This window comes from Veillonella atypica, from assembly GCF_041431435.1.
Taxonomy (GTDB): Bacteria; Bacillota; Negativicutes; order Veillonellales; family Veillonellaceae; genus Veillonella; species Veillonella atypica.
The window spans coordinates 151,002-172,246 of record NZ_JAPVXV010000001.1 but is presented as its reverse complement, the minus strand read 5'-3'; the positions used below and the strand labels follow the sequence as shown (position 1 = coordinate 172,246).

General features: G+C 37.3%; 14 protein-coding genes. All 14 read right to left on the bottom strand.

Features of this window, described 5'->3' with window-relative positions; genetic code table 11:
* Nucleotides 1-7,251 (bottom strand): two-partner secretion domain-containing protein, encoded by a 7,251-nt coding sequence (locus O3598_RS00775; protein WP_371451419.1) that lies wholly within the window; start codon nucleotides 7,249-7,251, stop codon nucleotides 1-3.
* 50 nt (nucleotides 7,252-7,301) lie between these two features.
* Nucleotides 7,302-9,092: a ShlB/FhaC/HecB family hemolysin secretion/activation protein gene (locus O3598_RS00770; RefSeq protein WP_371451418.1), complete on the bottom strand. Its 1,791-nt coding sequence runs from the start codon at nucleotides 9,090-9,092 to the stop codon at nucleotides 7,302-7,304.
* A 139-nt stretch (nucleotides 9,093-9,231) separates the two neighbouring features.
* On the bottom strand, nucleotides 9,232-10,509 hold the full coding sequence (larA, locus tag O3598_RS00765; protein ID WP_005383406.1) for a nickel-dependent lactate racemase: 1,278 nt from the start codon (nucleotides 10,507-10,509) through the stop codon (nucleotides 9,232-9,234).
* A gap of 55 nt (nucleotides 10,510-10,564) precedes the next feature.
* Entirely contained in the window at nucleotides 10,565-11,779 is a 1,215-nt protein-coding gene (larC, locus tag O3598_RS00760; RefSeq protein ID WP_371441767.1) for a nickel pincer cofactor biosynthesis protein LarC, read from the bottom strand.
* The gene (gene larB, locus O3598_RS00755; RefSeq protein ID WP_371441768.1) at nucleotides 11,776-12,531 is read right to left on the bottom strand and encodes a nickel pincer cofactor biosynthesis protein LarB; all 756 of its coding nucleotides are present in this window, start codon (nucleotides 12,529-12,531) and stop codon (nucleotides 11,776-11,778) included. Before larB ends, larC begins: the two co-directional genes overlap by 4 nt.
* Nucleotides 12,528-13,274: an ATP-dependent sacrificial sulfur transferase LarE gene (gene larE / locus O3598_RS00750; RefSeq protein ID WP_371451416.1), complete on the bottom strand. Its 747-nt coding sequence runs from the start codon at nucleotides 13,272-13,274 to the stop codon at nucleotides 12,528-12,530. Before larE ends, larB begins: the two co-directional genes overlap by 4 nt.
* Before the next feature lie 320 nt (nucleotides 13,275-13,594).
* Entirely contained in the window at nucleotides 13,595-14,296 is a 702-nt protein-coding gene (recO, locus tag O3598_RS00745) for a DNA repair protein RecO (RefSeq protein ID WP_371441770.1), read from the bottom strand.
* On the bottom strand, nucleotides 14,283-15,617 hold the full coding sequence (locus O3598_RS00740) for a hemolysin family protein (protein ID WP_371441771.1): 1,335 nt from the start codon (nucleotides 15,615-15,617) through the stop codon (nucleotides 14,283-14,285). The genes recO and O3598_RS00740 overlap by 14 nt, the downstream gene beginning before the upstream one ends.
* A 35-nt stretch (nucleotides 15,618-15,652) precedes the next feature.
* A complete protein-coding gene (era, locus tag O3598_RS00735) occupies nucleotides 15,653-16,552 on the bottom strand; it encodes a GTPase Era (RefSeq protein WP_005377575.1) in 900 nt (299 codons plus the stop codon).
* Complete coding sequence (ybeY, locus tag O3598_RS00730) at nucleotides 16,545-17,021, bottom strand: rRNA maturation RNase YbeY (protein ID WP_005377587.1); 477 nt, start codon at nucleotides 17,019-17,021, stop codon at nucleotides 16,545-16,547. Before ybeY ends, era begins: the two co-directional genes overlap by 8 nt.
* Nucleotides 17,022-17,026: 5 nt before the next feature.
* Entirely contained in the window at nucleotides 17,027-17,995 is a 969-nt protein-coding gene (locus tag O3598_RS00725) for a PhoH family protein (RefSeq protein WP_005377602.1), read from the bottom strand.
* On the bottom strand, nucleotides 17,988-18,968 hold the full coding sequence (gene mnmL / locus O3598_RS00720) for a tRNA modification radical SAM protein MnmL/YtqA (protein WP_005377578.1): 981 nt from the start codon (nucleotides 18,966-18,968) through the stop codon (nucleotides 17,988-17,990). The genes O3598_RS00725 and mnmL overlap by 8 nt, the downstream gene beginning before the upstream one ends.
* Before the next feature lie 14 nt (nucleotides 18,969-18,982).
* Nucleotides 18,983-20,728: a B12-binding domain-containing radical SAM protein gene (locus O3598_RS00715; protein ID WP_005377567.1), complete on the bottom strand. Its 1,746-nt coding sequence runs from the start codon at nucleotides 20,726-20,728 to the stop codon at nucleotides 18,983-18,985.
* Nucleotides 20,729-20,792: 64 nt separating this feature from the next.
* Entirely contained in the window at nucleotides 20,793-21,158 is a 366-nt protein-coding gene (locus tag O3598_RS00710; protein WP_287523962.1) for a DUF4229 domain-containing protein, read from the bottom strand.
* Nucleotides 21,159-21,245: the final 87 nt, after the last annotated feature.

The following is a 21,245-nucleotide window of genomic DNA, read 5'->3' as shown; positions in this document are numbered from 1 at the left end:
TCATTCCTTCCGTCTATATGCACTTTGTAAAGCTTCTTTTGTTATTGGATGCCAGCCTTCATTAAGAAGAATTTTATATCGACCATCTTTATCTACTGCAACATAATATTCTAAATTATTGCCTAAATTAATCCACTTTTCTCCATTAAAATCAGGATGACTATCTTGAAATGCAGCAGCACGTTGACTTTCATAAGGTAGTCCTCCATATACTTTTTTAACTAAAGCTAACTGGTCAGGATTTAACGGCCCATACTCTTCTACAGATTTTGATAACCCAAAAGAAATCTCAACAGGCATGGAATGTGTCTTACTACGATGCTTAGATTTAATCTTCCCCGGAGTCATACGTGGTGCTAGTGCATGTAACGTATTACTATTTATATCAATCTTGTCTTCACCTAAAGCATAATCAACATCATTTATAGTTTGAAACTGTGGAGATTTACCTCCCCATAAAAAATTAGTATGCTCAGTTTTAAAATGCATTCTTTCTAAATCTATATCACTATTATTAGGAATAACTTTACTAGCATAAGCTCCCACACTAGTACCCAATTTATATTCATTTGGAGTATTGTTATAAATTATCTTAGGTGCTTTCACTCCTATTTTTGTTAAAAGATTAGATAAGTTAACGTCTACACCGACACCATTAGTATAAATTACACTATTACTACTATTTCCTTTTCGGGCCGCTGTATTAATAAAAAATAAAGAGGCACTTTCTTCTCTATCAGATAAAATACCTAAATCTCTTCCAACTTTACTAGTTGTCCACTTTAATGTATTCATTGCAATCGTATTATTTTCTCCAACACCACCACTTAAAGATTCACTTATTAACTTTCTAGATTCATCATTTAAATTAATATACCATCCATTAGCAATCCAATAATCACCAGACTCCACCCATTGAGGTTTATATCCGGCTTTAAGAAATTGATTGCCTAAAAAATCCCCTGTACGTGTTATAGTTTTATCCGCATGATATTGGATTAATTGTCCATCCGAAGCTTGATAACCCTGCCACACTATTCTATTTCTAGAGCTTTCAGATGGATTAGGATTATACCAAGGTGTTCCATCCTCATCCAAAGTATAAAAAGTAGAACCATCATCTCCCAAAACTGTAGGATATCCTTGTAACTCAAGAACTTTACCTCTATAAGTTCCATTAAGTACACGATTACCATTTAATAGCTGGTCATAATACTGCCCATCTTCTTTCTGCCAACCACTATTATGTTCAATAATCATATATCCTTTGGCTTCAAAATCTTTAAGATATTTATTATTACTAACAAATTCATTATAATACTTATCTGATAAATCACTATAATAATCAATATTAGCTTGATTATCCCCCATCATATAAGCAAATAAATTGTTAACAAACTTTTCATATGATTCGGTTGTATAATATGGTTGATCTAAATGAATTCCTCCATCTGTAGGATGTACCTCATTATCTGCAGTAAAATAATATTCATGATAATCTCTCTCATATCGCATCAATGCATAATAATAAGCAGCCTTTTTTCTAAGTTGATGTAATTTTTCAGGCTCAGATAAATTATCGACATTCGCGATTAAAACTGCAAAATCATTATTAAGATTTTGCCTATCCTCATGCTCCAACCAATTCTTCTCTCTTGCAATTGAAGAAACCGCTACTCCAACATCATTTCCAACGGCTTTTCCTATTACTAAACTAAATATCTTCCCTAAATCTTTATTCTTAGTATTATTTAAAAGGATATTAGCACTTGCAGCATTGAAACCATTAAAACCTCCATTACCAGATGTCTTTGCAATAAAAGCACCAAATCCCGAATGCAAAAGTAATCTATAAACGCCATTTTCATCCCATTTGTTATATTCTTTCAAAAGGCTTTCTGCTTTAGCTTTATCATTTTTTCGTTTTGCATCTATAATTTGATTTAATAATTGTGTCTGCTGGTGTGTTGAAATATCACCAATTAATTTATATCCATGATTTGAAATTTTTGTTAATAGAATTTGTTTTTCTTCTACTGTCTTCTTGTCAAAAATTGGTGCTAATTTATTAAGTGCTTGTTCTGTATCATGATTAATCTTTTCTAAAGATTCTCTCTCAGCAATTTCAATGATACCTTCACTGATAGCAGAATGAGTAGTTGATTTAGAATTACCTTTTACAGGAATCCCCATTTTAGGGCTACCGGTAATACCTATTGGATTATTTTTAGAGCGTTTAGTCGTAGATAAACTATATCCAGATGTCTTAGCTGAATAGGATGCTTCATTTTGAATATCATTCATTTTTAAAGAATTAGAGGATAATTTATTCCTTGATTTATCAAGACTACCTTTAATTATACCACCTGTAAGTGTAGTTGAATTATCTACCTGTACATTATATCCACCATCACCTGCGTATATACCAGCCTGGTTTGTAACACTTGCATAGTGACTGTCTGTAGTTCCTCTCGAATTATCAAATCCAACTCTCGCAGGGCCACTCATTCCATAAGATACAGATATACCTTTATTTTTACTTATTTTATGGTAGTCATTTGTATCTTGTAAACTTTCAATTTTCAAATCATGTCCAACTTTTGTAGTTACACTTTCACCGATAACCTTAGAACCAATAATTTCTGTATTATTTCCAGAAACAGTATTTACTTGTTTACCAAGAATAACGGTTCCTGTATGTGTCTTAGTTGTCTCTAATGCATTTTCTTTACCTTTATACACATTAGCATCTAAACCAATAACACCACTTCCATGTGGACTTACAGTTGCACCTATTGACCAACCAGAAGATGTATAATCATCGTGTTGAACTATTGTATTGGTCCCAGCATCCATTCGAAGATTATTAGATGCATTTACATTAACGACCGGAGCCTCAACTGTACTTCCTGTAATATGTATATTACCTTTAGACATATCATTACTGTTAGCCAAAATATCTACTTTTGTTTTACTAGCTAAAGAACTACCAATATATTGTTCTTCATTTAACTCATTTCGTTGTTTAAATTTACTAGAGCCTATAGATACGTTGATATTTAGAAGACTATCTTTTCGAGCTCGTTCGTGTTTATATTTTTGTTCTTTATCTATTGCATTTTGTACATCTGGATGTACCGCATTTTCAATTTCTGGATGTTCTATTTGATAACTCTTATTTAATTCATTAGCTTTACTTAAAACCTCTCTTTCTTTATCTAATAAATTAACAGGTTTAATCTTACTATAAGCCTTGGCATCATTATAAGCATGTTTTATGCTATTGGCTGCTTCACCATATTCAAATGCAGATAGCACACTAGTTTTTCTACTGTTAGCGCGTTTGCTAAGTTGTTGAGCTGTGTTCAAAGCAGATACTACTTGCCCACCAACACTAACCGTTAATCCAGATCGTTTTTCTTCATGCGTTTGTACTACATGTGATGAGTTATGTTTACCATCAATGTCAACATCCGTAGCAGTTAAGGATACTGGACTATTGCTAAAATAGTTAGTCGTTGTGCTATGTATAGTATCTCCAGCAGTAACATTAATCACCCCATTAGTAGAGGCAATATTACTCGCTTCTTGTGTAGTATAACGACCATCATATGTGTCAGTGATTTTTTTACTACCAATAGTAAATCCTAAGCCAGCTCCCATAAGACCTTTTTTCTTACTATGTTGATATGTATCATTGCGACTGCTATCTTCTGCAGAATTTGTGCGTACCTTATTTCCAGCAGAAATAACTACATCACCTGTGCCTAGCACATTAGAACCAGTGATATTTACATCATGGTTAGCTCCTACTTGAATTGTATTGCCACCAATAGTGGATGCTACCACACCCGTATGCTCATAATCTTTACGAATCGTATTAACTGTACGAGATAATAGCCCTTTTTCCTTGTACTGTAGTCCATATTGATCACGGCTATAGGTATTCCCATTTTCAATATTCACATCATTACCAGCAGCTATAGTTGTTACGCCATGCTCACTATTTATTACACCTTGACGGATATTGACATCATTCTTAGCGGCTACTGTTACATTGCCATCACCTAATATTTGTGTACCAATTTCAGTACCTCTATCTGTGCGAAGATAATTTGCAGAATTTAATGTCATATCTTTCTTGGCACTTAATTTTTTAGTATCCACATTAACGGTATTCGCACTAGTAATGGAAATTGTACCTTCTTCTCCACCTGTAATAACAGCACCAGTTAGATGTACGTCCTTATTACTATGAATGTCTATGATTCCTTTAGAATTTGATACGCCAATACGCCCTTGTTGCACAAGTACATCTTGATTAGCCAGTTTACGTGTTGTTGCCTCAGCAGTTACATCGTTATTAGCACGTAATGTAACACTATGATTACCATGAATAGCACCAGTATTTCGAATAGAATCCGTAGCACCAATAGCTACAGTATTCGCATTAAATCGACCCGTATTATCCACCGTATTTGCCCGTACCACAATGGAATCTGCCATCATATTACCACTATTCTTAAATGTACTATCCGTATTAGCTATAATAGATCTACCACTTACAACAGCACCCATAGCATCAATTTGATTAGCCGATTGTTTCGCTAAATACACCTTTGGATACAATACCTGTTGTGCTTGTCCATTCACAACAATAGTTTTTGTTTCAAGCCATACCATATCTGTTGTAATGGATTTCATTTGTTCTTCTGATAAAGTAATACCAGGTGTTAACTTATATTTTTTACCATAGGCAATACCCGCTTCGAGTAACGCTTTATATTCACTTTCGTTATCTGTATAGCCTTCTAAATATGGTTTACCAGTAGCAGATAGAATTTGTGAATTAATTAGACCTTGTTCATAAAAACCATCACCTAGGCGCTTCATTCTTCGGTCTGGGTCATTAGCCAACGCATTTAGCATATATTCAGACGATACAATTTTCTTACGATTTGTAAAAGCACTATCTGTTTCAATTAATGCATTCGCTGTGATATCTGGATGAATGTTATAAATCGCCTGTGTCGGTAATTTTAATCCTTCAATCGTTACGTTCCCAATACTTGACTTTCCTTGAGTTCCTGTGCCAAACGGATCAAGGCTATCATTTACTTTACGCTTATTAGCCTCAGCAATGGTATCCTCAGCATGTTCCTGTATTGTACCAATTGGTTGTATACTCTGCTCTTCTATGGAAGGTGTCATAAATACTTCTGGATCCCAATATCGACGCCATTTATGTCCAAATCCGTGTCCTTTATGAACTCGTTTCGATTCACTAACTTGTGTTGTTCCTGTTTTGAACACCTTATCACTGGTTGTATCACTGACAGTCTCATGTGCCCCATTAAATATAACTTGTCCGCCAGATGCAATTTTGCTATTTATATTAGAGGAAGCACCATTAATGACTATATCGCCACCAGCAGAAATAATCCCAGGTTGATTGTTCGTAACCTCTGTATGGGTATGCTCCTCTTCACTTCGAATTAATGTAAAGTTTTTTACAGGTGGAACGCCCTTATCTACCATTTTAATCGTACCATCAGCTTGTTTCACTGGTACTTTATGAGCCACACCATAGCCACCTTTTCCTGTATAGCCAGGAAATTCAGAGATATCAAAAATTTGATTTTCTTCTGGATGATTTTTATCATCAACTTTAAGTTTATCCCCATGCTTAGTCATACCATCTGAAACACGCTTCATGCCAAAGCTTGCATTATCATTAACAAGATTAGACGTTGTTAGAGTCATCTCACCACCTGATTGAATGGTAGCGCCCTTATTTTCAATGACATGAGAACCTGTTAGATTCATCGTATTTCCACTATACAATAAAGCATTCCCATTATTATGGATTTCATTAGCTTGTATATCCATATGGTCACGACTCGCAATTGTACCAGACTTATGACTATCTAATTCCTTTTGTACTTTAGTCATTGCTTCTTGCGCCTTATCATAAGTCTTAGTTAGCTCTTGAATACGATTACGATGTGCTTGCAACTCTTCTTTAGTCTTATAAGCTGTTATATCTGCATTCCACTCTTTATCAAGTTCCTCTTTAGCTTGTGTCAAAATATCTGCAGCACTTTTATATCTTGCTTCAATAGTTGCATCCGTATGATTAGATACAGTATCCGCTTTAATAGACACAGTATTGCCATAGATACGGCCATTTTCAGCATTATCTACCGATGTTGCGTGAATATCTGTAGTACCATTTGAGTTTACCAAACCATGATTAGCCATAGACGATTGACTTTCAATAGATAAGCCGTTGTCACCTTGCACAACACCATCTTGTCCCACTGAAATGGCATGACCTGAAATAGACGTCTGACCATTACTTGTTATTCCGCCATCCACTTGAATCATACCATCCGCACTAATATTAGTCGCATGAACAGAACTTAATGTACCTTTAATATTAACACCAAGCCCATCATTGGTTCCTTTCATGGTAATAGAGTTAGCATACATACCACCAATAGCAGATACATCTAGACCAATTTGATTAGAGGAACCCAATGCCTTAGATTCTAAAGACTTGGCATCTATTATATTTTTACCTGTACGAGTCTCTACTGCATTAGCCCATACACCTGCGTTTACCTGTGCAGCTTCGGTTAAAATTTGTAAGGAGTTAGATTCTTTTGCATTAAGGCCCTTTCCATTAATAGCAATAGAACCTTGTTCTACCCGATAGGTATTAAGATTTCCATTAGGGTCATATTCAGGCTTACCAGTCGTTAATACAGCACGGTCAGTATTTATAAAACCGCCGCCATCTACAGTAATCCCATTAGGATTAGCTACAACAACTGATGCTTTACGTCCAGCCACCTCAATAAAGCCATTCATGTTAGTAGGATTATGAGATGTGACCTCATTTACAATAACCGAGGCAGATCCACGCATCATATTAGTATTACCTGGCACATACCCAGCTAAGCTCGTATTCGCCATTTGATATGAATTATTTAAAATCACACCATGTTGTGGCACATTAAAATTTGTATAATCATTGCGAGATACACCACCTGCCGTAGGTCCAGCAATATTGACTAATGTAATACCGTTTGCCGCTTGTCCTACTTGTGCTTGTCGATGTTGAGGCGCATTACGATCTACCTCTATAGGATTTTCTGCATAAACCAAAGGAACTACTAAAGGATCCATAACCATGAGGCCCATTGTAAGCCAAACAGCAATTTTATATTGTAATCGTTTTTGTTTCATAAATTCTCTCCCAAACTATATATATGAGATATGACAGCAGTTTACTAAAATCAAAATCCCGCTTGGAATCCTGCTGTTATATGATTTGTTTTATAACCTTCCGGTTTATATAACGGCATACCAACAAAGGCATCATAAAATAATCCAGACTTAAATTGGCCTCTCATACCAATGGCTGTACCGACAATAAACCGACCTGTTAATACATCGGTACTCGGTCCATATACGGTACCAAAATCTATATTGGCATATATACTTGATTTCCATTTTGGTATATAACTAGCTACTTCATTTCGCATATACCAACCGCTCTCAGCCATCAACGTATGCTCGCCATCAAATCCTTGTACTGTATATCGATTACCGAGACTAATCATATCTCGTGAATATAATTGCTTACCACCTAATGTCCATTGTCCATGAAATGACGTTGTAATACTTGCCGGGCGATGTCCCCATGTACGTGGCATTTGATAATCTACATCCAATAAAAGTTGTGTATAACGAGTTGTTGGTGCACCATAGCCATAATCAGGTTGTGATCCAAACCAACCAACACCTTTTTTTATTGCGACACGAGAAAATATAGTATTTTGTTTACGATACCGTCGTTCTGAAAGGCCAAATTCCAATGATGCTGTATTCGCTCTCTGTACTTCGATTTCTACATCATTAATATAATTCTTGGAATTACGTTTAGCTATCGTTATATCCCAACTCCGTTTTGTTGTTCGACTACGATGAAATACATGATTCCATGTGCCTTTAAAGGTCTTAGCTCGACTAGAACTAATAAATGGATTTGCCATAGTATGTACCGTTTGATGGTATTTCATATTACTATATGAAACAGAAAACGTATCTTTACCTCGTGGAATCGAGTAAGAAATGCTATGGTTTTTAGTACCCTTGACTTCGCCATCTCGAGCTCCATCCTGGTTTAAACTCACTTGAAAGGTATCATTAGCATTGAATAATCGATCAATACCTATAGAAGTCGTCCACTGCAGTTTTCCAGTATCTTTTAATCCAGAATCATCAATAGACACCATGCCATGAATCGGAGGCTTTTTAGACGTTTGCAATATAATAGTAGAATATAACGGTTTTGACCCAGCTTCTAACTCAACAGCTACTGATTGGGATCCAATTCGTCGCATCTGTTCTAGGCCTTGCTCAATATCTCGAATATTTAATATATCCCCTTCTCGTAATGGAAATGCATTATGCCAAGGTAAATGTGGTAAATCTGGCCGATACATAATAGCTTCAATTCGTCCAATTTGTAAATTAAACTGCAATTGTCCCGTAGCAAGGGATTGTTGTGGAATTCCCACTTTAGAGGTAACAAAACCATGCGATAGTAATGAATTATTTAATTGAGTCGATAACCCATTAATATCCTCAATAGATAACTTACGGTTAATATAAGGTTTTATTTCTTTTCTCAGAAACGAAAATGTCTGAGGAACATCAAGTAATATATCCTGACCTTTAGCTTGATAGTATAAAGGTCCCTTAATCAATCTCGTACTATATGGTGCTGAATTATCTATCGAAGTATTCGAGTGTCCGCCTTCTTCAGCTAACCGTATCTGCGTAATATAAAAAGACGGTGAAACACTCATAGGTCCTGATGCAGGTCTTGGTGTCTTACCGTCTGTATTAGATGATATATGTTGCCATTGTATCCGTTCTTCTCCTAATCGTGCCTCTCTCGCTTCTTGACTAGCTCTTGCTCTATCTAGTTGTTCTTGTATGTCTATAGGATTAGCACCATGTCCCTGTAAAGGTATCACACATGCTAGCCCTAGATACAAAAGTACCGCTCGCTTAATCATATATTTCCTCTCTAAATAAAATATAAACTCATATTTTATATTTTATTATGTTTTTTTTTTTCGAAAGTCAATAGAAGATTTAGCCAAAAAAGGTGTACTACCTCTAAGCAGTACACCTTTCAGTATAATATTTATATAATTACGCTTTCACCACAACAGATACGCCATCAGGAATAACTGTAATACTTGCATCTTTTCCTTTTAATTCCAAAGCTTTATTCAATGCTTCATCAAAGGTGCTAGCATGTTGCAAATGCATATCTGTAAGCATCTTAGGATCGCATTGATCTGTTACAACAATAACGGTAAATTGATCTAGAATACGAGCCAAGATTTGCATTTCCCATTGGTCTGGAATTGTTTCATTACGAGGCACCTTAGCAATGCGGTCTAGTAATTCACGAGGTGTTTTAGCATTTTTAAGATTTTCATAAAGAGATTCCCCACCATGACCATCATTACATGCGGCAATCATAATGATAACGCCATCTTTTTTACAAGATGCTTCGGCAGCGGTCATACCTTTTACAGCTTGATATACGTTTTGGTCTAATGGATACCCACCATTTGTAGTGATAACGATATCTGCTGGTACAGCTTTCACACTGGCTAGTTCAGACACAAAAGCACAGCCTGTTTCATGAGCTTGTTCCATATCACCAGCAAAAGCATTGATAATATGTTTTTCCGCATCGATGACAACATTTAAAATAAATGCTAATTTCGCAGTACGTCCAGCGTATACCATGTCCTTATGAATTGGATTGTTCTCGATAATACCTGTACGAGCATATGGGCTATTGATAAATTCAGCACAGTGATTTGCCATTACAGTTACTTCGGAAGCAATGCCTGGCAATACGCTTTTTCTACCGCCAGAGAAGCCAGCAAAGAAATGTGGTTCAATGAAACCTTCAGAAATTAATAGCTCCGTTTCCACAGCTAGTTTATTGATGATGCAGTCCCCACCGGATGGCAACACGCCGATTTTAGTCATTTGACTCGCATCGCCAGAGATATGGTTTACAATTTTTTCATTGGCTACGATTTCAGGACCGAATTTATCTACCATTTCTTCATGCGTAGTAGGACGATGGAAACCAGTTGCTAATAAAATGGTAATATCGATGGAAGGATTGGCTTCACGAATACGGCGAAGTAAAATTGGCATCGTAATTTTACTAGGCACTGGACGCGTATGGTCACTTGTGATGATGACCATATTGGATTTACCCTTAACTAATTCTTCCAAGCGTTGGCTACCGATAGGATTATCTAACGCATGTTCTACCAATGCTTCTTGTGAAAGCTCCGCCTTATAGGAATGGGCTTTAGATTCTAATACACCTGCAATATTTTGATCAGGAATATTGATATCTACAAATCCTTTTGCATAGGGTACATTAAATGTTTTCATGGGAATCACTCCTTAACTTAACACTAACAAACTATAAATAACCCGCTACGACAAATCAATCCTCCTTCTTACGCAATTGTCGTTTAAGGTCTAACAAACTCATATCATTCTGCTTAGCAATGGCAGCTAGTGAATCATATTCATATTTATGTCTCTCCACACCAAATCCACTGCTTGTTTTGAAAGCAATTCTATTGCCTTCCCAGTCTATGTCTCCTGCTGACCGGCTCAAAATATATCGTTCACAACGATGGTATCGAATACCAAGGCTCGTAGTGTGTTTGAATATTAAGTCTCGCACAGTATCGATATCGTCTACTTTACAAAGAACGGTGAGCATCGTACTAGGTCGTTGTTTTTTCATCATAATCGGTGTTGTAAATACATCTAAGGCTGGTGAAAGTAACAGCTGTTCTACTGCATAGCCGATTTCTTCTGGTGTCATATCGTCGAGATTACAAGCCATTTCAATGATTGTATCTTCTAAATCATTAATCATGTCTACAAAGGCGCGAATGCAGTTAGGTCGTTCAAATTGTTTAGTACCAAATCCATAAGATACCTTTGTTGGTGTCATAACTGGCATATGGCTAAAGGCTGTACCAAAATACTTAGCTAACGCTGCGCCTGTAGGCGTACATAGCTCACCCTTAATCTGATAATCTGCGTACATTGGAATACCCGCTAATAACTCCATCGTTGCTGGTGCTGGCACAGGTAGTTCTCCATGAGCACAGTGAACCGTACCTGTTCCTACATGTATAGGAGAGATAATAATCTCATCTAAATTCAATGCCTCTAAGAGTACACAAACGGCTACAATATCTGCAATAGCATCGAGCATGCCTAGCTCATGGAAATGAATTTGTGTCACTGTAGATTTATGAACCTTAGCCTCCGCTTGAGCTACCAGATTATATACGTTTATAGCATTCTGTTTACACGTATCGGAAATAGATAAGCTATTAATTATATCCGTTACACCTTGTAAGCCTCGGCCATGCACATGATGGTGATGATCAGTATGATGTTGGTCATGATGACTACCTGTATACTGTTCAGATTCTTCTATACCATTAATAGTTACCGCTACCCGATATCCTTGTAATCCATTTTCTTCTTTCGCTATTAGTGTATAGGTAACATTAGGTATCCCTATTTGATTAAGCCGTTCTATCCATATTTCAGGGTTATCTACTAAACCGAGTAATGTCGCGGTCAGCATGTCTCCTGCAATGCCCATTTGACAATCTAAAAATAATCGTTTCATTTACTTTCACCTATATGATTAATCATATTCGCCGTATAAGCAGCACCAAATCCATTGTCTATGTTGACAACCGTAACACCGCTAGCACAGGAATTGAGCATCGATAATAACGCCGTAACACCACCAAATGCCGTTCCATACCCCACACTAGTTGGCACGGCGATAACAGGTACATCCACAAGGCCCCCAACAACACTTGCTAAAGCCCCTTCCATGCCGGCAATGACAACGATAACCTTAGCAGACATAATAGTATCTAAATGTTGTAACAAACGATGAATACCCGCCACACCTACGTCATAAATTCGATTGACCGTATTGCCGTAAAACTCAGCCGTAACAGCACATTCTTCAGCCACTTTATAATCACTTGTACCGCCGGTAACAATAGCTATACTTGAATCTGTTTTTTCCGTAGGCATATCACCAACGTAGCCGATATGAGCATCCTTGATATATGTCAAGGAATGGTGTTCTTGAACCTCTGCCGCCACATCAGGTGCTAATCGTGTAATCAATATATGACCTTGCCCATTAGACTGCATGGAGGAGATAATACCCACGATTTGTTCACTAGTTTTACCGGCGCCATATATAACCTCCGGAACACCTTGTCGTAATTGACGATGTAAATCTACGTTGGCATACCCTAAATCCTCTATCGGTTTCATCTTTAGCTTTAATAAGGCTGCATCCACATCTACTTGACCATTTTTTACTTGCTCTAAAAGAGATCTAATATTATCGCTCATGAACGCACCTCTAAATCTAATATAACCTCATCAAACATAGATTTAAAATATGAGAGAATCTCAATCCTATTCTTAATAACAATAGCTATTTGATTCTCTGGGACTTGAATTTTAGCAGTATTTCCTATCAGACGAACTCTAAAATCTGATAAACCTAACGAAAATAAATACCCTTCCGCTTTTTCGATATGTTCTAAATCATGACCTGTTATGTGCTGTCCCGCTTGAAATCTCGTAGCTAAACAGGCGTAGGATGGTTTATCCCAGGTAAATAAATTAGCCTGTTTGGCCAACTGGCGAATCATAGATTTTGTTAAGCCACAGTCTCTTAGTGGCGACTTAACAGATAGCTCAGCTATTGCTTTCATACCAGGGCGATCATCTACCTCATCACTGGCGTTGGTTCCATCGCATAATACAGTAAATCCATCGTGTTTAGCCTGTTCACTTATCGTTGTGAATACATGATGTTTACAGTAATAGCATCGATCACTTGGGTTGCTCGTTACATCATCATGTTCGAGTACATCAATATCAATGATTTCTAAGGGAATACCGATATATTCTGCAATTTTCTTGGCATCATCTAATTCAAACTGTGGCACAAACTGAGACTTAACAGTATATGCTTTGCATGGAATGCCAGATTGTTTGACCGCATACGCTAGATAGGATGAATCTACACCACCAGATAGAGCTACACCTACATTACCTAATGTCTTTATATACTCGATTAATTCCATTCCATACAATCCTTTAATAAATTTCTATAATCTATAGTTTTAAAATAAAAAAATAAAATAGAGCCATCACTATAGGCTCTAATATCACTCTACTATATATAGAACAACCATTAATGTATTTAGTATAAAACTTTTTGTTCCCATTTTCTAACTCATAAATGAGATATATATTCAGGTAATACATTATATTTTTTCTATATAAGAAAACCACTTATCATAAATAGGTTTATCTAACCTATTCGAGATAAGTGGTTTAAAATTTATAAAAATTTTTGATAAGGAGTCTTATGAATCGATATCTAACAATTTATCAGTATATATTATAAGCTCATCAGAAATTTTACACTTTGTAGTTGTTTACCTATTTCCTGTTCACAATAAGAAAATAGTAATCGTTCTAGTTCCTTCCATACAGTTCCAGGAAGTTCAATAGGTGCTGCATCACCCCATTGATAGGCCAAAATAGTTGGCATTGCGTTGCGTAATGAAAGGGATGGATTCATATGCGTATGTATCCGTAGTTCGTTCCAGAATAAATCAATTCCATCTCCGGTATTAAAAGCCTCATGTTGTGGCATTACCCCCGCTAACGACAGCATTTGCCATCCCAATATGATAGTCCCTAATCGTACATTTCGTTGACGTATCGATTTTGAATAATTGACTACAGCATTAAATACATTACGGTCAACATCATACGATGCAAATAGTTCTTGTATCAGTTCACTGGCTACGGCTGCATACGTAATATTATCTAGATTCGTATCTAAAGATTCCACCACATAGGACCCATCAATTTGTGTGACTTTCACAAATTCTCCGTCCTGCACAACTGTGATATACATAGCGCTGAAGGGGCGTAAATATGATGCATTACGCAATGTTTGCAACCGTTTATGCGGAAAAGAAGCTCTAATAATACCTAAGGACGGTGTGATAAAGGTAAACACCGAATAGAGCTTGTATTTTTTTCGGCTCACCACGATGGCCGGCGTATTAAAAGCGCCACTAATCTTGTTCATGTTCATCATCCGTAACAGTTTCAGACTCAGGTAAAGGTGTTACACGCAAACGTGAAATACGATAACCTTGCATCTTAATTACTTCAAATGTATAACCATAAGCTTCAACAGTATCCCCCACAATTGGAGTACGGCCTAATAGACCGAAGATATAGCCACCAATCGTATCGGAATCGGAGTCTTCAATGTGAATATTCATCATTTCAGACACTTCATCGACAAGAACCTTGCCGTCAAACTCAAAGGAGCCATCAGAATAACTCATCGTAGCCGGCAAATGAGGTTCATGTTCGTCTTGAATATCCCCTACCAATTCTTCGATGATATCCTCTAACCCCACAAGGCCTACCATACCGCCGTATTCATCGACAACAACGGCTTGGTAAATACGACGCGTTCGCATGTATTGCAGTAAGGTAGATAATTTCATAACCTCAGGAACCGTCAAGATATCTCGTTTGATGTTGCGCAAATCTTTTCTAGCCTGCTTTTGACGTTCCATCAAATCCTTAATATGTACAAGGCCTACAATATGATCCTTATCTTCCACACACAATGGGTATCTCGTATGCGATGTAGAACGAATCACCTTCATGGCTTCATCATAACCATCCTCTACGAAAATACAATCCACATCTTGACGAGGCACCATAACCTCTTTTGCCATACGTTCCACAAAGTTGAAAACATTGTCTATCAACTCAGATTCTACCTGATTTAACTGACCTTCTTCATGACTTCTAGAAATCATCATGCGTAGTTCCTCTTCCGTATATACAAGGTCTAGTTCAGTTAAGTATTTTGTTTGGTAAAATTTAAGGATGCAATTAGATATTTTACTAGCTAACCAGACAAAAGGATATACAATACGACCAACGCCAACGACGATGCGACTATGCATATTTACATATTTTGTAGGGAATGATAATCCCAATGCTTTCGGTACAATTTCGCCAAAGATGAGGACGATAAGACTAATGATAATAAGCAAGATCAGGTCTAAAATATGATGAACCCATGTACCATGGATATTAAAAATATCCATGATACCTACCACAAAACTATTAAAGATATATGTGCCAGTACCTGCTAATGTGAGAATGAAAAAGAGTATTAGAAATTGTGTAGTATTAAGGAAATACTCAGGATTTTGGTATAGCTTTAACAAGAATTGGCGATCCTTTTCATGTAGGATTTCCATATCTTCTACGTGTTCCTTGCGCAACCGTGCAAAAGAGAATTTTGCTACCACCAAAAAGTTAATTAAGAAAATACATACTATGCCGAACCCAATCGGTAACAGGGCATCTATACTGTCCATAACAATCCTTTCTAACTATAATCAATCTAAATAATCTATTTTTTATATCCCAATTCTGAAAGCATACCCGATTTATTACGCCAATCCTTTTTAACCTTAACCCATAAATCAAGATATACTTTTGTAGCCAATAACTTTTGAATATCCATGCGCGCTTCTGCACCAATCTTGCGTAATAACGCACCTTTGTTACCAATGATGATACCCTTTTGAGAATCTCGTTCACAATAGATGGTAGCACGAATATATGTAGTTCCATCATCACGAGTCTTCATTTCATCTACATCGACAGCGATGGCATGAGGAATTTCATCACGGGTAGACAACAAAATCTTTTCGCGAATGATATCAGAAATAATCAATCGTTCTGGTTGATCCGTAATCATATCTTCTGGGAAGTATTGAGGACCTTCTGGCAAATGCTCACCTAGCACATTAAGAAGTTCAGATAAATTTTCTTTATTCTTTGCCGAAATAGGAATGACACCAGCAAATGGATACGCATCTTGATAGGATACGATAGCTTCTAATACCTGTTCTTTTTGCAGTGTATCAATTTTATTGACTACGAGGAATACCGGTACTTTTACGCGTTTTAATTGTTCAATGATGAAATTATCTCCTGGGCCTCGTTTTTCATTACCTGCCACAACAAATAGAACGGCCTCTGTTTCCTTCAAAGATTCAATGGCTGCATCGACCATGAATTCACCTAATTTATGTTTTGGTTTATGTACGCCAGGTGTATCCATGAAAACGATTTGTTTTTCTTCATCGGTGTAAACACAAATAATGCGATTACGCGTTGTCTGTGCCTTATCGGATACAATGGCAATCTTGTCGCCTATCAAGGCATTAATCATGGTAGACTTGCCTACATTTGGTCGCCCTACAACAGCTACGAAGCCGGATTTAAAATGTTCTGCTTTATTCATTATATGGTTGATCCTCTCGTACATACCCTAAATTAGAAAGCACAAATTCTTCTTCTGTGCGCATTTCCTTTTTATCTTCATCGGTCATATGGTCATAGCCTAAGATATGCAAACAACTATGTGTTGTTAAATAGGCTAATTCTCGTTCAAAACTATGCCCGTACTCGACAGCTTGTTCATGAGCTCGTTCCAAGGAGAGTATCATATCCCCCAATAGGTGATGTTCCTCTTCACTACCTTCGTAATCGTCCCCTTCATTAAGGGCAAAGGACAATACATCTGTTGGTCTATCAATACCGCGATACTCCTTATTTAGTTCATGAATTTTCTTATTGTCACATAGCAGAATGCTTAGTTCATCATTCTCGAGTCCATACACGCGGCTCACCTCATCGCAAACCTTTTGTATAACTTCTTCGATGTTAGCATCTTTAGCTATACCATCATCATAACTAATTTGTATATGCATAATTCTTATTCTTCCTTTGAAAGCTTTTGATGGTACGCATCATAAGCTTTAACGATGCGACCTACCAAATCATGGCGCACTACATCTTGATCTGTGAAATACACCATATGAATACCAGACACGCGTTTTAATACCTTCTCTGCTTCATAAAGACCAGAGGTTACACGTGGAGGCAAGTCAATTTGTGTTTTATCACCATTGACGACCATTTTAGAGTTATTACCTAAACGGGTTAAAAACATCTTCATTTGCTCTGCCGTCGTATTTTGTGCTTCATCTAAGATAACAAAAGCATTTTCTAAGGTACGACCACGCATATACGCAAGTGGTGCCACCTCGATTGTGCCTCGTTCCATAAAGCGCTGAACTTGTTCAATACCAAACATTTCGTGCAACGCATCATAGAGTGGACGCAAATAAGGATCTACCTTATCTTGTAATTCGCCTGGTAAGAAACCAAGCCGTTCACCAGCCTCTACAGCAGGGCGCGTCAAAATAATCTTATCTACATTGCGATTCTTCAAGTAAAATGCGGCTAATGCAACAGCCAAGAACGTTTTACCTGTCCCGGCAGGTCCAATGCCAAAGGTGATAGTATTCTTGCGAATACTATCTACATATTGCTTTTGACCTTCCGTCTTTGGCGTAATGCTTTTACCACGCATCGTTACTGACAAGGTATCCTCGAACATGGTATGAAGGGCATCCCCTTTACCATTCATAACCATCTTAGCGGCAATGCGAACTTGAGATTCTGTAATCGTACTGCCTTCTTTGTAGAGGAATACAAGTTCCTCTAATGTCCGATACAACGCCTCTACATGAAGCTCATCGCCCTTTATGACAACTGTATCACCGCGAGATACGATATCCGCAGGAATGACTTCATTCATCATTTGTAAATATCTATTGTGTTGACCTAGTATAGATTGTGCTAAGTCATAGGTAGGAAAGGTAAATACCCGTTCACTCATGCTGTCCCCCATCTATAAATTTCCGTACTGCTTTACCATTTAAATAATCACATAAATCGCCTTGATGTGCATCTAATTCATCCATCATATCATCGATTAAATCCTGTACACGCCACCAGCCCATAGACCAATTGGTAAATAATGTATTATCCTCTGGGGCACGTCCCACTAAACGTTGCAATACAATATCCGGATGGAGATGGCGTAAAAACTGAACAACGCGCTTCGCATACTCCTCAGCGCTAATCAAGGTAATTTGACCTTCTTCATACCATTTGGCCATCAATGTATTTTTCACGATATATAGAGCATGTAACTTTACTTGGTCAACGCCAAGGGATGATAAAATTTTAGCCCCTTCAATGGTATCCTCCATCGTATCCCATGGCAAATTTACAATCATATGTGTGGTTACATTAAATCCATAACGCTTAATGCGTAGAACCGCATCGATAAACTGCGCTAAATCATGGCCCCGATTAATCTTATCAAGTGTATGATAGTTAACAGTTTGTAATCCTAATTCGATATATATATCCTTCTGAAACTGCTGTTGTATATCCTGGAAAACATCTAAATATTCATTGGAAATACAATCCGGTCTAGTAGCGATAGCAATCCCCACTGCTTCATCAATACAGCCTTGTTCCATATAGGATTTGAAATCCTCAAGAGGTAAATAGGTATTACTAAAGTTTTGATAATAAGGAATAAATTTTTTAGCCTTATATTTAGGTCCGATGTGTGCAATATTTTCTTCTAACTGCATGCGCACCGTCATCCATGCCGGTCTATTTTCATAACCAGCACCGATTTCACCACAGAATGTACATCCCCCAACACCTGCTGATCCATCACGATTAGGACAGGTTAACGGCAATGCAACAGGTAATTTATATACCTTTTCACCATATGTTTCTTTATAAAATTTTGACACCATCCGGTACCGTTTCGGTCTCGTTGTATCTGACATAACACTCCTCTATATCATTGTATGTTTTCAGGGCGAATAAATGGGCCCACCTCTTTATTCACATCTATAATAACTGTGAAAGCCCCTTCTGGTATATGCTGAATGCCTAAATATGATGCTGTTTCACGGCTCATGGTCATTTCCACATATTGTTGGCGAATTTTGCGCCATTCTTTAAATGTATAATTCGGAATAAATGTGGAAGCTATCTCTTCATTACGCCAAAATGCTTCGCCTACTTGTAGCAATTCCTTCGTTTGTTTCGGCAATCCTACTGCTTCGCTGCGAACCTTACCACGATAACTTACCAGTGTATCGTATTGCAATAATTCCGCAGCTATCGTATCACCTTTATCAAGGAAGAAACGATATAAGAATTCAATTTGGTCTATATCCTTGAGATTAACCTTATGATTGCCTTCCTTAAGCCATGCTCGTGTCATATCACAGAAATAAGTAAATGCATCAGTTTCACCGTGAATCAATTGATGCCCAATATAGCCAAAGGTTGTTCTAAATCGTTCGCTATTATAAAAGCGCTCAAAGACATCTTCAAAATATTTCAAGAAACGTACATCATCATAAGGTAATACATGGGTACTCAAAACCTCATATGGAGCCAACGGATCTGCTACATACTTGTATTCACTCATCCGTCGCACACCAGATCCTTTTAGTAATTTTAAGAATCCTATTTGCAACGCATGAGGTTGTAAGCTAAATAAATCGTTAAAAGATTGTCCAAATCGATTAAAATCCTCATGAGGCAATCCTACGATAAGATCCATGTGAACATGCGTACGTCCTGCTTGAATGATAGGGCGTATAGATTTTTGAATGTATGGCCAATCATTATAGCGATTGATAGAATCTAATGTTTTCTTATGTGTACTTTGTACGCCTACCTCGATTTGAATACGTCCAGGCGGCGTTTCACAGAGAATATTGGTTTCCCACTCCGTCATAAGCTCCGGTTCCATCTCTAAGTGAAAATTCATATCTGTATCGCTATCTCTCATGAACTCCATAAGTGGTCTATGATGATGAGGTGCACAGTTAAAGGTGCGGTCTACAAATTTTACTTGCTTCACACCATGATCAATAAACCATTGCAGCTCTTTTAATGTCCGCTCTTGTGGAAAGAATCGCACCGTATTCTTATTGCCCGATAAACAGTATTGACAGGAAAAAGGACAACCACGAGAAGATTCATAATAAATAATCTTATGCTCTAAATCATCCATGTCTGCCTCTGTATATGGGAATGGTATAGTAGATAAATCACGAACCTCTACGGCCTCTGTAGAGCCTAAAATACTATCATCCCTACGTCCTCTCACGCCGGGAATCACAGGATCTAACCCATCATTGCCAAGATGTAAGGCTGTTACAAGGGCATGAAATGCTTCTTCGCCCTCACCTTGTACGATATAATCAATATTTGGACATCGTGCTAATAATTCATCAGCTGTGAAAGAAACCTCTGGACCACCCAATACGATTTTAATATCTGGCCGTACGGCTTTTACCATATCCACTACATGTAGTGTCATTTCGATATTCCAGATATAACAAGCAAAGCCTAAAATATCGATATCGTGTTCTGTAATATCGCTGAGAATGTGCAAAACAGGCATATTAATAGTATATTCCACTATATCGTATGCCTGTCCATGGGCTTCACCATAAGCCTTGAGATATCTCAAGGCTAGTGAAGAATGTATAAATTTTGAGTTTAATGTTGATAGAACTACGTTCATAGTACCCCTTTAGCATCATCGAATGGACTTGCCACCGTCTTGTCATAATAGATATATTATACCATTAAAACAAGCCTAAGATAAAGGAGATAATAGCCCCTACTAAGATGACCACGCCGACGATGGACAAAATGATCCCGCCAAAGAATACGATGGCTGCTAAGATTGCGGCTAGTACAATAATCATAATGATACGGCTTAACCAACTAGAACCGCCAAAATGATATACCTTCACGCGAGGACCATAATCTTGAAATTGGTCATACTCACTTTGCTCTTCTTCTTTTTGGGTAGGTGTAAATTCAACATGTACAGTGTCACCTGCTTCATCAATGGTAACACCATCAAAATCGCGACGCTCTGTATCGCTTAACACACGCGTCTTAGTTTCTTGTTCTTTATGTTCATTCATTGTATCTTGGTTATTCATGATATATTCCTTATCATAAAACTATTAATCAATTTTATACAATCTATTATACCATAATACTTATGGAAACAAAATATCCCCTACGGT

What these genes read in the sequence shown, in the direction of transcription:
- recO (WP_371441770.1), bottom strand. Translation starts at nt 14,296, where the DNA reads ATGAACAAGATTAGTGGCGCTTTTAATACGCCGGCCATCGTGGTGAGC.
- O3598_RS00740 (WP_371441771.1), bottom strand. Translation starts at nt 15,617, where the DNA reads ATGGACAGTATAGATGCCCTGTTACCGATTGGGTTCGGCATAGTATGT.
- O3598_RS00715 (WP_005377567.1), bottom strand. Translation starts at nt 20,728, where the DNA reads ATGAACGTAGTTCTATCAACATTAAACTCAAAATTTATACATTCTTCA.
- larB (WP_371441768.1), bottom strand. Translation starts at nt 12,531, where the DNA reads ATGAGCGATAATATTAGATCTCTTTTAGAGCAAGTAAAAAATGGTCAA.
- larA (WP_005383406.1), bottom strand. Translation starts at nt 10,509, where the DNA reads ATGAAAACATTTAATGTACCCTATGCAAAAGGATTTGTAGATATCAAT.
- O3598_RS00775 (WP_371451419.1), bottom strand. Translation starts at nt 7,251, where the DNA reads ATGAAACAAAAACGATTACAATATAAAATTGCTGTTTGGCTTACAATG.
- larC (WP_371441767.1), bottom strand. Translation starts at nt 11,779, where the DNA reads ATGAAACGATTATTTTTAGATTGTCAAATGGGCATTGCAGGAGACATG.
- mnmL (WP_005377578.1), bottom strand. Translation starts at nt 18,968, where the DNA reads ATGTCAGATACAACGAGACCGAAACGGTACCGGATGGTGTCAAAATTT.
- O3598_RS00770 (WP_371451418.1), bottom strand. Translation starts at nt 9,092, where the DNA reads ATGATTAAGCGAGCGGTACTTTTGTATCTAGGGCTAGCATGTGTGATA.
- O3598_RS00710 (WP_287523962.1), bottom strand. Translation starts at nt 21,158, where the DNA reads ATGAATAACCAAGATACAATGAATGAACATAAAGAACAAGAAACTAAG.
- era (WP_005377575.1), bottom strand. Translation starts at nt 16,552, where the DNA reads ATGAATAAAGCAGAACATTTTAAATCCGGCTTCGTAGCTGTTGTAGGG.
- O3598_RS00725 (WP_005377602.1), bottom strand. Translation starts at nt 17,995, where the DNA reads ATGAGTGAACGGGTATTTACCTTTCCTACCTATGACTTAGCACAATCT.
- larE (WP_371451416.1), bottom strand. Translation starts at nt 13,274, where the DNA reads ATGGAATTAATCGAGTATATAAAGACATTAGGTAATGTAGGTGTAGCT.
- ybeY (WP_005377587.1), bottom strand. Translation starts at nt 17,021, where the DNA reads ATGCATATACAAATTAGTTATGATGATGGTATAGCTAAAGATGCTAAC.